Annotated in this window: 9 protein-coding genes and 4 pseudogenes; 8 read left to right on the top strand and 5 right to left on the bottom strand. The window is 56.3% G+C overall.

Annotated elements, in window-relative coordinates; translation table 11 throughout:
* Positions 1-25: 25 nt before the first annotated feature.
* The 5 genes and pseudogenes from AB4N76_RS29305 to AB4N76_RS29325 form a co-directional block, all read right to left on the bottom strand.
* Positions 26-403, bottom strand: a complete 378-nt coding sequence (locus AB4N76_RS29305; RefSeq protein ID WP_046033139.1) for a response regulator — start codon at positions 401-403, stop codon at positions 26-28.
* 77 nt (positions 404-480) lie between these two features.
* Entirely contained in the window at positions 481-1,662 is a 1,182-nt protein-coding gene (locus AB4N76_RS29310) for a hybrid sensor histidine kinase/response regulator (protein ID WP_460164654.1), read from the bottom strand.
* A gap of 87 nt (positions 1,663-1,749) precedes the next feature.
* Positions 1,750-2,250: pseudogene (locus AB4N76_RS29315) on the bottom strand (chemotaxis protein CheB); the annotation flags it as partial.
* Positions 2,247-3,080 carry a CheR family methyltransferase gene (locus AB4N76_RS29320; RefSeq protein ID WP_046033136.1) on the bottom strand — a complete coding sequence of 278 codons (834 nt, stop codon included), beginning with the start codon at positions 3,078-3,080 and terminating at the stop codon, positions 2,247-2,249. The pseudogene AB4N76_RS29315 and the gene AB4N76_RS29320, both read right to left, overlap by 4 nt.
* Positions 3,080-6,571: pseudogene (locus AB4N76_RS29325) on the bottom strand (response regulator). The gene AB4N76_RS29320 and the pseudogene AB4N76_RS29325 overlap by 1 nt, the downstream one beginning before the upstream one ends.
* A gap of 263 nt (positions 6,572-6,834) precedes the next feature.
* On the opposite strand from AB4N76_RS29325, the gene AB4N76_RS29330 reads away from it, so the two are divergent.
* The 8 genes and pseudogenes from AB4N76_RS29330 to AB4N76_RS29365 all read left to right on the top strand — a co-directional run bounded on the left by AB4N76_RS29330 (position 6,835) and on the right by AB4N76_RS29365 (position 15,167).
* Positions 6,835-7,203, top strand: a complete 369-nt coding sequence (locus AB4N76_RS29330; RefSeq protein WP_046033134.1) for a response regulator — start codon at positions 6,835-6,837, stop codon at positions 7,201-7,203.
* 47 nt (positions 7,204-7,250) lie between these two features.
* Positions 7,251-8,544, top strand: a pseudogene (locus tag AB4N76_RS29335) (glycosyltransferase).
* 147 nt (positions 8,545-8,691) lie between these two features.
* Entirely contained in the window at positions 8,692-9,555 is an 864-nt protein-coding gene (locus AB4N76_RS29340; protein WP_077432133.1) for a PI-PLC domain-containing protein, read from the top strand.
* A 126-nt stretch (positions 9,556-9,681) separates the two neighbouring features.
* Positions 9,682-10,564 (top strand): annotated as a pseudogene (locus AB4N76_RS29345) (phospholipase).
* A 79-nt stretch (positions 10,565-10,643) separates the two neighbouring features.
* A complete protein-coding gene (locus AB4N76_RS29350) occupies positions 10,644-11,549 on the top strand; it encodes an AraC family transcriptional regulator (RefSeq protein ID WP_046033130.1) in 906 nt (301 codons plus the stop codon).
* A 330-nt stretch (positions 11,550-11,879) separates the two neighbouring features.
* Positions 11,880-13,190: an ABC transporter substrate-binding protein gene (locus tag AB4N76_RS29355; RefSeq protein WP_046033129.1), complete on the top strand. Its 1,311-nt coding sequence runs from the start codon at positions 11,880-11,882 to the stop codon at positions 13,188-13,190.
* 209 nt (positions 13,191-13,399) lie between these two features.
* Complete coding sequence (locus AB4N76_RS29360) at positions 13,400-14,326, top strand: carbohydrate ABC transporter permease (protein WP_460163915.1); 927 nt, start codon at positions 13,400-13,402, stop codon at positions 14,324-14,326.
* 10 nt (positions 14,327-14,336) lie between these two features.
* Entirely contained in the window at positions 14,337-15,167 is an 831-nt protein-coding gene (locus AB4N76_RS29365; protein WP_223525538.1) for a carbohydrate ABC transporter permease, read from the top strand.
* Positions 15,168-15,192 lie beyond the last annotated feature (25 nt).

Here is a 15,192-nt window from a genome sequence, read left to right on the forward strand (position 1 = left end):
ACCGTGACCGCCGATGGCAAGGTGCTCAGGAAAGCATTTGTTGCATGAGCTCTTGCAATACATCCAGATCAAACGGCTTGTCCAGAATCGGCGCTTTTTTGGTGATCGGGCTGTCCGTCTCGCGGACTTCCTGTGCATAGCCGCTGATAAAGATCACCTTGAGCTCCGGGCGCAGCTTGACCGCAGGTTCCGCGACCTGTACGCCGGTAATCCCGCCCGGCAGGCGGAAGTCGGTGATCATCATGTCCAGGTGCGGTTTGCTGGCCAGAATTTCAAAGGCCTGCTCGCCGTTTTCCGCTTGCAGTACCCGGTAACCCTCGCCCGACAAATACGCCGAAAGGACCATCAAAATAGACGGATCATCTTCGACGATCAGTACGACGTCTTGTGCATCTTCACTCATGGGAAGCCTTTGTTCGGTCAATAGCTGCTGATACGACCCTGGGGTCGCTCAGAGGTTGCGTTTATCTGGCTCATTTCCTAAAGCGGCAGACAAACGCGAAATAAGGCGCCTTCGTTGATTTTGCTCTCGACGGCGATGGAGCCGCCATGTGCGGCGACAATTTGTTCGGAAATAAACAGCCCAAGCCCCAGCCCCGCGACCACGGTCTTGGCTGAAACACGCTCGAACTGCTGAAAAATACGCTTCTGGTTTTCTTCACTGATACCGATCCCTCGATCCTGCACCTCAACCCGCGCCTGACCGTCTTGTGCATAAACCCGCACATCAATCTGGCTTTTGCCACCATAACGCAAGGCGTTGGTCAGTAAATTTGAAATGACTTGCTCGATACGAAATTCATCCCAGTTGCCGACCACTGGCTGCCCGGCCGTAAAGTGCGTGGAACACTCGGCGGAATCGACCTGCGGCGCAAAGTTTTTCAACACATTGCCCACCAGTTGCACCAGGTCGAATTTTGTCGGGCGGATCGACAGCTTGCCAGTGCGGATACGTGACACATCGAGCATGTCTTCGATCAGGCGGATCAGGCTTTTGATCTGGCGCTCGTCGCGGTCGACCATGGCGTGCATCTTGTCCAGGGTGAACGCCGACGCGTTGTCCCGAGCCAGGTGCATCTTGCGCAGCTGAGTTTCGAGAATCAGGCCATTGAGCGGCGTACGCACTTCATGGGCGACGATAGACATGAAGTCATCGCGCATGCGCACCGCTTGCTCCAATCTCAACTGCGTATGCTGTAACTGTTTGAGCAGTTCTTCCTGCTCGCGGCGGCTTTGCTCCAGCGCTTCGACCTGCTGTTTCATCGCCTTGCTCTGGCGATACAGGTCGACAAACACATTGACCTTGCTCTTGACCGCGTGAATGTCCAACGGCTTGTGCAAGAAGTCCACGGCACCGCTTTCGTAGCCTTTGAACGCGTAGTTCAGTTCTCGACCTGCAGCGCTGACAAACACAATCGGAATGTTTTTGGTTTTCTCCGTGCCGCGCATCAACTCGGCCAACTCGAAACCATTCATGCCCGGCATCTGAACATCGAGAATGGCCACGGCGAATTCATGCTGCAACAACAGCGACAACGCTTCATCGGCAGACAAGGCTTTATAGACCACCCGGTCTTCACGCTTGATCAGCGCTTCGAGTGCCAACAGGTTCTCCGGCAGATCGTCGACGATCAGCAGTTTGGCTTGGATGTTACTTAGCATGCTATTCGGTTCCAGCTCGACAAGCAGACGGCCGATGCCGCCAATAGAGAGAATGTGGTCGGGCTGCTGAATATCCAGCGCAGCCTGGGGCATGGTCGCTACCTGCGCCTCATTCGGGTCCTGCACGATGGTCAGCCCACCGTGATATTTAACGTGAGACAGGCCAACCGCTCCGTCGCGATTGGCGCCCGTCAGCAACACCGCGGCCAGGGTCGGACCGTAGGCGTCAGCAGCAGACTCGAACAAGTAATCAATGGCGGGCCGCGAATGGTGCACGCGATCTTCCAGGCTCAACGAAAAACTGCGGTCTTGTTCTACCGACAAGTGGTAACCGGGTGTGGCGAAATACAGCGTGCCGGATTTGACCCGGGTTTTATCGGTGGCTTCTTCGACGGGCATCGAAACCCGGCGCGCAAACACCTCGGACAACAGGCTGCGGCGTTCGTCGGGCAAGTGCAGCACCACGATGATCGGCAACGCGAAACCTTTACGCAGCGGGCTGAGCAACGTGAGCAACGCCTCCACGCCGCCAGCCGACGCGCCAATGACGATGGCCTCGATGGAAGGAAACACTGCAGCCTTTTTCATGATTTGCGGTAGATCCGTTCTTGTTTGACCAGCGGCTCGAACTGGTGGCCGAAAGCCGAAAAATCCGGTGTTTCCTTGCTGCCCAGCACCAGGAAGCCACGATGGCACAGGGAATCATGGAACAACCCGAATGCACGATCCTGAAGTTTTTTATTGAAATAAATCAATACATTACGACACGAAATTAATTGAGTTTCTGAAAAGACACTGTCCGTCGCCAGGCTGTGATCGGCAAAGGTCACGTTCTCACACAGGCTCTTGTCGAAAATGGCGTAACCATAGGCCGCCGTGTAGTAATCGGCAAATGAACGCTGGCCACCTGCCTGCTGATAATTAGCAGTGTAGGCCCGGACATTTTCCATGGAGAAAATCCCCTGCTTGGCCTTCTCCAGCGAGCGCGGGTTGATGTCGGTGGCATAGATGATGGTGCGCTCAAGCAGGCCTTCTTCGCGCAGCAGAATCGCCATCGAATAGACCTCTTCACCGGTGCTGCAACCCGCGATCCAGATCTTGATCGAGGGATAGGTCTTGAGCAGTGGCACCACTTCCTTGCGGATCGCCAGGAAATGCGATGGGTCACGAAACATTTCGCTGACCGGGATCGTCAGCAACTGCAGCAACTGCATGAACGCGTTCGGGTCGTGCAGCACCTTTTCTTGCAGGGCCGAGATGGTAGTGCACTCAAATTGTGCCAGCGCATGATTCACCCGACGCTTGATCGAAGCACCGGAGTAATCGCGAAAATCGTAGCTGTACTTGAGGTAAATCGCCTCGATCAACAAGCGCAATTCGATTTCGCTGTTTCGCTCCACGGAATAAATGCGTTCCACTAAATGCGTTCCATCTTCGGTAACCACACGCGAATCAGCGAGAACAGCCGATCGAGGTCGATGGGCTTGGCCAGATAATCGTTAGCACCCGCCTGCAAGCAGCGCTCCTGATCGTCCTTCATGGCCTTGGCCGTCACCGCAATGATCGGCAACTTGCGCCAGCGCGGGTCCTTGCGGATCTCGATCGTGGCTTCAAAGCCATCCATCTCCGGCATCATCACGTCCATCAACACCAGATCGATGTCCTCGACTTCATTCAGTCTCTCAATGGCTTCATGACCGTTGCGGCCAATGACCACGACGGCGCCCTTTTGCTCCAGCGCACTGGTGAGGGCAAAGATGTTGCGAACATCGTCGTCCACCAGCAGCACCTTGCGACCCTCAAAGACCTTGTCGCGGCTGCGCGCGGTCTTGAGCATCCTCTGCCGCTCATGGGACAACTTCGATTCGACTTGTGCAGAAAGAGTGTGACCTCATCCAGCAAGCGTTCGGGCGAGCGCGCACCCTTGATGATGATCGAGCGCGAATACTTGCGCAGTTCAGCCTCTTCATCGCGGGTCAGGTTGCGCCCTGTGTAGACAATCACCGGCGGGAACGAGCAGATGTCCTCGGTGGACATGCGCTTGAGCAAATCGTTGCCGAGCATGTCCGGCAGCTTCAGGTCGATGATCATGCAATCGAAAATCGTCGTGCGCAGCAGGTCCAGCGCATCCTGAGCCAGGCCAACGGCGGTGATTTCGATGTCTTCATCGCCAATCAGGAGGGCAATGCTGTCGCGCTGTAAATCGTCGTCTTCGACCAGCAGCACCCGCTTGACCTTCTGGGTCAGCTTGGCTTCGAGGCGGGCGAATACATCCTTGAGTTCTTCGCGGGTAGTCGGCTTGACCGCGTAACCGATGGCACCCATGTGCATCGCGGCTTCGACCCGGTCTTCAACCGAAATCACGTGAACCGGAATGTGGCGGGTCTCGGCGTGTTCCTTCAAGCGTTGCAACACGGTCAGCCCGGAATGATCCGGCAGGCGCATGTCCAGCAGAATGGCGTCGGGAATGAACTCCCTGGCCAGGTCATACCCCTCATCGGCACCGTGGGCGACCAGGCATTGATAGCCCAGTTCGTGCGCGAGATCGTAGAGGATGTGCGCAAAGCTCGGCTCATCTTCCACCACCAGAATGCATCGAGTCGTGAAAGGCGCCTGGGTGCGGTCATCGTTGAAGCGAGGAATATCAACCACGGCAGCCACCGGTACCGGTGCTGCTGGCGCCACGCGGTGGGCGATGGCAACGGCTGAAGCCCTAAGGGGCTCAACCGGTTCCCCGGTCGGCTCGACGTATTGTTGAGGCAAGACCAGCGTGAACACGCTGCCCTGCCCCGGTTCGCTGGCCACGCTGATGGAGCCGCCGAGCAACGCGGCCAGATCCCTTGAAATCGACAAGCCCAGGCCTGTGCCGCCGTAACGCCGATTGGTGGTGCCGTCAGCCTGGCGGAACGCCTCGAGAAATGCTTTCCTGCTGTTCATCGGCGATACCGATACCTGAATCGCGAATGACGAAGGCAACGCCGTTATTGGGCTGCGGCGCGACGCACAGGCTGACCGAGCCTTTCTCCGTAAATTTCACAGCGTTCGACAGCAGGTTCTTGATCACTTGCTCCAGGCGCTGGCGGTCGGTGAAAAGCATCTTTGGCGAACCGGGCTGCAACTCGACATGAAACGCGAGCGCCTTGTCCATCGCCACCGGCTCGAACATCCCGCGCAAGCCGTCGACGAGGCGCTCGACACTGGTGTTCTCGGGACGTATTTCCAGCTTGCCAGCCTCGACTTTGGAAATGTCGAGGATGTCGTTGATCAGATTGAGCAAGTCATTACCGGCGGAATAGATCGACTCGGCAAACTTCACCTGCTCGACAGTCAGGTTTTCCTGGGGATTTTCGGCGAGCAATTTGGCCAGGATCAACGAGCTGTTCAACGGCGTGCGCAGTTCGTGGGACATGTTGGCGAGAAACTCGGACTTGTACTTGCTGGAGCGTTGCAGCTCTTCGGCGCGGTCTTCAAGCTGGACTTGCACCTGGTTCAGCTCGGTGTTTTTCTGGTCCATGGCGTCGCGCTGATCGGCGAGGATTTGCGCTTGCTCGGCCAGTTGCTCGTTGGTCTGCTCCAGTTCAACCTGCTGGGTTTCCAGGTGGGCCTGGGACTCCTTGAGAATCCGTGACTGTTCTTCGAGTTCTTCGTTGGCGGATTTCAGCTCTTCTTGCTGGACTTGCAGCTCTTCATTCAGTTGTTGGGCTTCGGCCAGCACTTCCTGCAATCGTTGGCGATAGCGAGCCGCCTCGATGGAGGTGCCAATGTTGCCAGCGATCAACTCCAGCAACTCGATGTCACGATCAGTCAGCGGTCGCAGGAAGCCCAGTTCAATGACACCGTTGACCCGGTCGTCGTCACTGGTCGGCACCACGAGCACACTGTGTGGCAAGCCTTCGCCCAGACCGGAGCTGACCTTGAAATAGTTGCTCGGCACGTCATCCAGACGAATCAGGCGAGCCTGGTTGGCGACCTGGCCGACAATCCCTTCATCGCTGTAAATCTGCTGATCTCGCTCTTCTTGCTCGCGAGAGAAACCGTAGGAGGCTATGCGCTTGAGCGCGCCATGATCTTCACGCACATAAATGGCGGCCACGGCGGTGCCCAGGTACTGCGCGCAGAACTGCAGAATATTGCGACCCAACAGATTGAGGCTCAACTGCCCCAGTACTTGCTCGGCAAGTTCTGTCTGGCCATTGCGCAGCCAGGCTTGCTGCTCCAGGCGCTGGGCGCTGGCGTGTTGTGCGGCCAGATTCGCGGCGTAACTTTGCGACAGGCCAAGCAAATCCCGACGACCGATGTAAGCCAGCAAACCGCTGATCGTCGCGATGAATATCAGATAAAGGGAGATGCTCCAGATCGTGGCTCTACTCACCTCTTCGTTGCGCGCGGTGCGCAATTGCTGCTCCGAGTCGATCACGTCTTCGAACTGTTTGCGAATCTCGTCGGTCAGTCGCTTGCCACGACCGGCCTTGACCACGCTGCGGTAATCGCCACTGGAACGCTGCAAATCAATTATCGACTGGGCATAGCTCGCCCATTCAGTTTGCAACGCTTGAAGCCGGCGCAAGCGATCGGTCTGCACCGGGTTATCGGCCGTGAGTTCGAGCAAGGTGTTGAGCGCAACCGTGATTTTCGGCTTGGCTGTCTCGTAGGGGTCGAGGAAATGCTCGTCGCCGGTGAGCAAGTAACCCCGCATACCGGTTTCCAGATCGACTGTCAGCTTTACCGCTTCATTGGCGTTATTGATCACCCGGTCGGTGTGATCGACCCATTGGATCACTGACAACAAATAAGTGATCAGTGAGACAAAAAACACCGCACTGATGACACCGACACCCAATGGCAGGCTGACGTTGCGGCTCAGGAGTTTGCGGAATCGTTGCTCATCAACCGAAGACGCAGTGGTCATGGGGAGGCCTTGTCGAACTGTTCGAAATCAGGGAGTTTGCCCCAAAAAGGCGTATTGATCCAACTATATGCCATGAATCAAGCGCAATCCCCGCATTTAGCTGCGCGAGCCTAAAAGGGACCGGTTATCCTTGCCGGCCGCCGCGCAGCTATTCTTTTTGCACAGCGTAGGGAACTTGTCGGGATCCGCCACTTACTCATGCATGAGCCCGACGATTTCTTTCCACCGGCGCCCCCTGAACTCATCTTTTGAGAGCACACATTATGTCCGCCAAGGCATCCATCATTTTAGTCGTCGAAGACGATGCGATCGTGCGCATGCTGATCGTTGACGTGCTGGAGGAGCTGGAATTCAACGTGCTCGAGGCGGATGGCAGCGAACAGGCCCTGGAATTTCTCAACGACGAAGACCAATACATTGATTTGATGATGACCGATGTCGGCTTGCCGGTAATGGACGGCCGGGAATTGGCCAATGAGGCGCGTAAGCTGCGCCCGCAGTTGCCAATCCTGTTCGCCAGCGGTTATGCCGAAAACATCGACGTGCCTGATGGCATGCATATGATCGGAAAACCGTTCTCGATCGATCAGTTGCGCGACAAGGTCAAATCCATACTCGCCTGCCAGGCTTGATTGTCTCGCCCCCCCTTCCCTTTACCCGCACCAAGGAATACCCGTTAATGAGTCAGCCCCGCGCAACCAAAGTCCTGGTCATTGGTTACGTCTGGCCCGAGCCGCGTTCTTCTGCGGCCAGTGGTCATGTGATGCAAATCCTCGATACATTCTTGCAGCAAGGCTGGGACATTACCTTCAGCAGCCCCGCCGGTACCGGTGAACACCGCGCGGACCTGACTGCGTTGGGTATTCGCGAAGTGGACATCGAGTTGAACAACAGCAGTTTCGACGCGTTCATCAGTGAACTGGCACCAGATATCGTGTTGTTCGACCAGTTCATGATTGAAGAACAATTTGGCTGGCGTGTTGAAAAGCACTGCCCCAACGCGTTGCGAGTACTTGAGACTTCGGACTTGCAAAGTCTGCGACACGCCCGGCACCAGCGGCTTAAAGAGCGTTTGAAAGAGCGCGATGACGCCAATGACTTCAGCGAATTGTTTGCCCCGGCACTGCGTGAAGAGTTCGAACTGATGGCGGATACCGACCTGGCCAAACGCGAGATCGCGGCGCTGTATCGTTGCGACTTGAACCTGATGATCTCCGAAGTGGAAATCGAGTTGCTGGTCGAGCAGTTCAAGCTGCCACGCAAGGTGTTGCACTGGTGCCCGTTGATGGTCGATCTGCCCAGTGCACCACCGGTGCCCTTGCAGACCGTGCGCACTTTTTGAGTATCGGTAACTTTCGCCACGCGCCGAATTGGGATGCAGTGCTCTGGATGAAAACCACCATCTGGCCGCTGATCCGCGCGCAACTGCCCACGGCTCAACTACACATTTACGGTGCCTACACCCCGCCCAAAGCGACCGCGCTGCACAACGCCGCCCAAGGATTTCATGTGATGAACTGGGCGCCAGATGCCTTGAAAGTCATGTCGGCGGCGCGGATTTGCCTGGCGCCCTGCGCTTCGGTGCAGGCATCAAAGGCAAGATTGTCGACGCCATGTTATGTGGAACCCCGACGATCACTACACCAATCGGAGCCGAGGCCATGCACGGCGAACACCGCTGGCCCGGCGCGGTGACCCGCACAGCGCAGGCGTTCGCCGATTGCGCGGTTCGACTGTACCAGGACGAAGCGCTTTGGACAGACGCCCAATCCCAGGGGCAAACGCTGTTGTCCGATCGTTATCGACAGTCGGAACATGGCCCCGCACTCATCGAAAAGTTGCTGTACTGCCAACAGCACCTGGTTCAACTTAGGCGCGACAACTTCATAGGCAGCATGTTGCGCCATCACCACCATAAAAGTACCCAATACATGTCTCAATGGATTGAAGCCAAGAACCGCAATCCATCTTAGTATTTTTGCCAGTAACAAACATTTTGCATAACCCGCCTTATTGACCGCGCCCGACACGCCCTCTATAAATGCGCGACCGAACATCAACTTTATTAGTGATGTTCGGCACAACCAACCAACTAACAAACTTATGCACGGATGCATTGAATGGATACTATCGCTCAGAATAACTACGCACTTAAAAACTGGATGTCCGCGACGCCGGCTATTGATACTTTGTCGCTCAGTCAATTAACGTTGCCGGGCAGCCATAACGCGGGCAGTGACTGGAAAGCGTCGTGGTTTCCGCTTCCAGCGCACTGGCTGGCCTGTCAGCACGAATCGTTTTACACCCAGTTGAACCACGGCGCCCGGGCGCTCGACATCCGCTTGATTTACGAAGCCGCTGCCCCTGGGCTGGGGAAATTCCGCTTTCATCACAATGGTATCCGCAATAATCGTAACCTGGGCAATCTTGTCACTGACGTGAGGCGTTTCCTTATAGAGAATCCCAACGAATTCATCATCCTCGATTTCCATGCATTGGATGGCGATGACTTTGATTTCGCTTACTTCAACGACATGGTGATACGGTTTCTCGGCGATCGCATCATCCCTACCCAAAACCGGTCCAAGAGTCTGGCTCAACTTAAAAACATCAGTCCGGCACAACGCGTGTTAGTCGCGGCACCCTGGCACAGGGCACTTGATAAAGATGTGTTTCTCGAACAGATACAGCACAAATGGACTGGCAACGCAATTACCAATGTCGCAGAACTGGAAAAGCATATTGTTGATGTGCTGAAGTTTCCACCGGGAACCTGGGCGCCCTGGTCGCTTTCCGCCACCAGTTACAGTGCGCTTGGCGGCCCGGTGGATATTCATGAAAAACTTGATTCCTGGTTTGACCCAAAGAACAGCGACTGGGCGATAAAGTGCAGCATTATCAATGTCGACTTCTTTGACGAATCACAACTGGTTTCTTATTGCCGAACCGTCAACCTGACAAAAGCTGGCAACCGGACGCCTTAGTTGCAGTGCCATTAAATGGCTATTTTTGTGCAGTTGTTTCAGTGACTGGCAATGCGGCCAAGCACTCCTACGCTGGGTCATGAAAGTCTTCCCATGGATGGGGCGACTCCACAACAAGGAACTCTCATGACCCGCAACACGGCAACCCCACTCGACAAAAAACAATGGATGAGCAACGTACTGGATGTAGGTCGATTGAAGCTGACCGATATTATTTGGCCCGGCACGCATAATGCCGGGATGGACGAACGGGCGCCAAACTACGAAGTGGTACTCGGCAACTGGACAACCTGCCAGACCGACACATTTGCCTGGCAACTGGCCAACGGCGCACGGGCGTTCGATATTCGCCTTGGCTGCACCGCCGGCCCGCAAGCACCGGTCTACTACTTTCACCACAACGGCTATCAGTCCCACCGCATTCTTGATGAGTTGATCGAGGCGGTGACGACGTTCCTCACTCAAAATCCGGACGAGTTCATCATTTTCGACTTCCATCAATTGGGCGATGATTCAAAGCTTTTTGATTATCAACAATTCAATGATTTGCTGATGCGACGACTGGGGACGCGCTTGATCCGTTCTGCGGATGCTTTCAGTACCGTGGAACAGCTCAAGCACGCCAGCTCGCAGCGGCGCATCGTCATGGCGGCTCAAGCAAATCCCGGGCTGAACAGCGAGTATTTCTGGCCGCACATCCGTCACAAGTGGAACGGCAAGGTGTTCACCGACATCGGCGAACTGCAAACGCATATCGAAACGACCCTTGCGCAAGCACCTTACGAGTCATTTCTTTGGTCGTTGCCGGCGACCTGCTATTCGCTGTTGGGTGGCCCGCAGCACATCAAAAACCAAATCAATGACTGGTTCCACACCACCGGCAATTGGGTCACCCGGTGCAGCATCATCAGCACTGGATTTCTTTGAAGAGACGGATATCGTTCGCTATTGCTGGGGCGCCACCAGCATGAAGGCAGTTTACGGACACCGGTTGCATACACCCGCATAAGCGAACGTCGCGCCACGCTGGCACCGCAGGCAGCAAACGAGGCATGATCCGAAACGCGATAACAAAAAAGCAACCAAACATGACCAGAACAGCCCGCGTGACCGACCCCTCCTACGAATTGATGGACGACCACAACGGGCTGTCCATCATCTATCGTCAGCACGGCTTCCCCTGCCCGCTGGTGCGCTGGCATTTTCACAAGGAATACGAGTTGCACCTGATCGTCGCCAGCTCCGGCAAGGTGTTCATCGGCGACTACATCGGTAATTTCTATCCCGAGACACTATTCCTCACCGGCCCCAACCTGCCTCACAACTGGATCAGCCAGGTCGCGGAAGACGAAGTGGTGCCCAAACGCGACATGCTGGTCAACTTCACGGACGAACTGTTCGAAAGCGGCCATCAGGTATTCGCCGAGCTCAAGACCCTCGCGCCATTGCTGGAGCGCGCGCAGTACGGTATCGAGTTTCGTGGCAAGCGCACCATCCGCCAGGCCATGACCCTGATGCAACGCATTGCCGACACCCAAGGCGTCACTCGCCTCGGGCATTTTTTTATTCTGCTGGAGCTGCTGGCGGCATGCGACGACTATCAATTACTGTCGGGCGCAACGACACCGCAATTGGCCGATGAACACAACATCGATCGCACCAACCGCGCCGTCGATTACATTTTTGCCCATTACGCCCGGGAGCTGCCGCTTGAGGAAGTTGCCGAGCATCTGGGCATGAAGCCGACGTACTTCAGCAGGGTGTTCAAACAAGCCACCGGGCGCTGCTTCATCGAATTCGTCAATCGGCTGCGTATCAGCAAATCCTGCGAGCTGCTGGCCGATGGCGACAAACCGGTGACCGATGTGTGCTTCGAGTCGGGTTTCAACAATATTTCCAACTTCAATCGACGTTTTCAGCAACTGAAGGGCATGACGCCGTCGCACTACCGGCGGTTGGCGGTGCAACGCCTTACTGAGCAAAATCAGCACTGACGTTCCGACCTGTAGCAGCTGCCGAAGGCTGCGTTCGACTGCAAAGCAGGCGCAAAACCTGCAACTCTGGTCCTCCAGTAACACCGTGTACTCTGCCCTAACGAGTGTTGCGCACTCGAACGCAGCCTTCGGCAGCTGCTACAGGGCGCTTGGTGCGGAATTCTTCCTTTCCAGATCCCAGTGCAAAATAGTATCAATTCAAGTGCGATGGATGATTTGTCACTCCATCGATTGAAGGCTGTAATCAGCGCACATTCTTCCCTGCTCAGGAAGACACAAAAACAATAACTGTCCTTCTGTAACCCTCGAGGTGCAGAAAAGGAGTGCTCGATGCAACCTTCTGTAAAAGCTCTGCTTGCCCTCACCTGCATGACCCTCAGCAGCGTCAGCTTCGGCGCTCAGACCCTGACAATCGCCACCGTCAACAACAGCGACATGATCCGCATGCAAAAGCTGTCGAAAACCTTCGAAGCCGAGCACCCGGACATCAAGCTCAATTGGGTGGTGCTCGAAGAAAACGTTCTGCGCCAACGCCTGACCACCGACATCGCGACACAGGGCGGGCAGTTCGACGTGCTGACCATCGGCATGTACGAAGCCGCACTGTGGGGTGCCAAGGGTTGGCTGGAGCCGATGAAGGATTTGCCGGCCGGCTATGCACTCGACGATGTCTTCCCGTCAGTGCGTGAAGGCCTGTCGGTCAAGGGCTCGCTGTATGCCCTGCCGTTCTACGCCGAAAGCTCGATCACTTATTACCGCACTGACCTGTTCAAGGACGCCGGGTTGACCATGCCCGAGCACCCGACCTGGACCCAGATCGGCGAATTCGCCAGCAAACTCACCAACAAGGATAAAGAACAGTACGGCATCTGCCTGCGCGGCAAGGCCGGTTGGGGCGAGAACATGGCGCTGATCACCACCGTCGCCAACGCCTATGGCGCACGCTGGTTTGATGAGAAGTGGCAGCCGGAATTTACCGGCCCTGAGTGGAAAAACGCCCTGAATTTCTACGTCGAAACCATGAAGCAATCCGGCCCTCCGGGTGCTTCCAGTAACGGTTTCAACGAAAACCTGGCGCTGTTCAACAGCGGCAAGTGTGCGATCTGGGTCGATGCCAGCGTCGCCGGGTCTTTCGTCACCGACAAAACGCAAAGCAAAGTGGCTGACCACGTCGGATTCACTTATGCCCCGCATGAAACCACCGACAAGGGCTCGGCCTGGCTTTACTCATGGGCACTGGCGATCCCGACCAGTTCCAAGGCCAAGGACGCCGCGAAGACCTTTAGTGCCTGGGCCACCTCCAAGGAATATGGCGCGCTGGTCGCGGAAAAAGACGGAATTGCCAACGTGCCGCCCGGCACTCGAGCCTCGACCTACAGCGAGTCCTACATGAACGCCGCGCCGTTCGCCAAGATCACGCTGGAATCGCTCAAGGCCGCGGACCCGAGCAAACCGACGCTCAAACCAGTGCCTTATATCGGCATTCAGTTGGTGACCATTCCTGAGTTCCAAGGCATCGGCACCCAGGTTGGCAAGGCGTTCTCAGCGGCGCTGATCGGTCAAACCACCGTTGATCAAGCCCTGGCTGCCGCCCAGCAAACCACCGAACGCGAGATGAAGCGCGCTGGTTATCCCAAGTAGTCATGTCCTGATTGTCGGGACGCCGGGTTGCCGCCATCGCGGGCAAGCTGCGCTCCTACAGGTTAGACGCAATCAAATGTGGGAGCGGGCTTGCTCGCGAAGAGGCCGGTACATCCGATGCTACTTCAACGACTGGAACACCGCTTTCGCGAGCAAGCCCGCTCCCACATTTCGATCTTCGTATGTCTGTTACTAATCGGTTTAATGCCATGAATATTTCAACTGCCAAAGCTCACATGGACCTGCCCCAACCGGTGCGTAAAAGCCGGTTGACCAATCCCGGCTGGTTTTTGGTCAGCCCTTCAGTGGCCTTGTTGCTGTTGTGGATGATTGTGCCGCTGGGCATGACCGTCTACTTCTCGACGATTCGCTACAACCTGCTTAGTCCGGGTGAAAACGAGTTCGTCGGGCTGGAGAACTTTACTTACTTCCTGACGGATTCGGGCTTCCTGCCCGGCGCTACCAATACGTTGTTGCTGGTAGGCAGCGTCTTGCTGATCAGCGTGGTGTTCGGCGTGCTGATCGGTGCACTGCTTGAGGCCTCGGAATTCATGGGCCGCGGCATCGTGCGGGTGATGCTGATTTCGCCGTTCTTCATCATGCCCACCGTCGGTGCGCTGATCTGGAAGAACCTGATTTTCCATCCGGTGTCGGGGATCCTCGCCTACGTCTGGAAACTGTTCGGCGCGCAACCGGTGGACTGGCTGGCGCATTACCCGTTGCTGTCGATCATCATCATTGTGTCGTGGCAATGGCTGCCGTTCGCGATCCTGATCCTGATGACCGCCATGCAGTCCCTCGATCAGGAACAGAAAGAAGCGGCGCGCCTCGACGGTGCCGGGCCGATTGCGATCTTCTGGCACCTGACCCTGCCGCATCTGGCGCGACCGATTGCGGTGGTGGTGATGATCGAAACCATCTTCCTGCTCTCGGTGTTCGCCGAAATTTTCACCACCACCAACGGCGGCCCCGGCTACGCCTCGACCAACCTCGCCTACCTGATCTACAACCAGGCGCTGGTGCAGTTCGACGTCGGCATGGCCTCGGCGGGTGGTTTGATCGCCGTGGTGATCGCCAACATCGCGGCCATCGTACTGGTGCGCATGATCGGCAAAAACCTGACAGACAAAGCCTGAGGCCTGCGCCATGACCCTTCAACAATCCCGCCGCCTGCAAAGCCTGCTGCTCGGCACCCTGGCCTGGGCCATCGCCATCCTGGTCTTCTTCCCGATTTTCTGGATGGTGCTGACCAGTTTCAAAACCGAAATCGATGCATTTGCCACACCGCCGCAGTTCATTTTCACGCCGACGCTGGAGAATTACCTGCACATCAATGAGCGCAGTGACTACTTCAGCTTTGCCTGGAATTCGGTGGTGATTTCGTTCAGCGCCACCGCGTTGTGCCTGCTGATTGCGGTGCCGGCGGCCTACTCGATGGCGTTCTATGAAACCCAACGCACCAAAGGCACGCTGCTGTGGATGCTCTCCACCAAAATGCTGCCGCCGGTGGGCGTGTTGATGCCGATCTACCTGCTGGCCAAAAGCTTTGGCCTGCTCGATACGCGCATTGCGCTGATCGTCATTTACACGCTGATCAACCTGCCCATCGTGGTCTGGATGATTTACACCTACTTCAAAGACATCCCCAAAGACATCCTCGAAGCCGCACGCCTGGACGGCGCCACGCTGTGGCAGGAAATGGTCCGGGTGCTGCTGCCCATCGCCAAGGGTGGCCTGGCGTCGACCGTTTTGCTGTCGCTGATCCTGTGTTGGAACGAGGCGTTCTGGTCGCTGAACCTGACCTCGTCGAAAGCCGCGCCACTGACTGCATTGATCGCCTCGTACTCAAGTCCCGAAGGGTTGTTCTGGGCCAAGTTGTCGGCGGTGTCGACGCTGGCCTGTGCGCCGATCCTGATTTTCGGCTGGATCAGCCAGAAACAATTGGTCCGCGGCCTGTCGTTCGGCGCCGTGAAATAGCCCTCAAAGAATAAGCACAAAAGGA

The organism is Pseudomonas sp. S2_F03, assembly GCF_054668335.1.

What these genes read in the sequence shown, in the direction of transcription:
- AB4N76_RS29355 (WP_046033129.1), top strand. Translation starts at nt 11,880, where the DNA reads ATGCAACCTTCTGTAAAAGCTCTGCTTGCCCTCACCTGCATGACCCTC.
- AB4N76_RS29310 (WP_460164654.1), bottom strand. Translation starts at nt 1,662, where the DNA reads ATGCTAAGTAACATCCAAGCCAAACTGCTGATCGTCGACGATCTGCCG.
- AB4N76_RS29360 (WP_460163915.1), top strand. Translation starts at nt 13,400, where the DNA reads ATGAATATTTCAACTGCCAAAGCTCACATGGACCTGCCCCAACCGGTG.
- AB4N76_RS29350 (WP_046033130.1), top strand. Translation starts at nt 10,644, where the DNA reads ATGACCAGAACAGCCCGCGTGACCGACCCCTCCTACGAATTGATGGAC.
- AB4N76_RS29330 (WP_046033134.1), top strand. Translation starts at nt 6,835, where the DNA reads ATGTCCGCCAAGGCATCCATCATTTTAGTCGTCGAAGACGATGCGATC.
- AB4N76_RS29365 (WP_223525538.1), top strand. Translation starts at nt 14,337, where the DNA reads ATGACCCTTCAACAATCCCGCCGCCTGCAAAGCCTGCTGCTCGGCACC.
- AB4N76_RS29305 (WP_046033139.1), bottom strand. Translation starts at nt 403, where the DNA reads ATGAGTGAAGATGCACAAGACGTCGTACTGATCGTCGAAGATGATCCG.
- AB4N76_RS29340 (WP_077432133.1), top strand. Translation starts at nt 8,692, where the DNA reads ATGGATACTATCGCTCAGAATAACTACGCACTTAAAAACTGGATGTCC.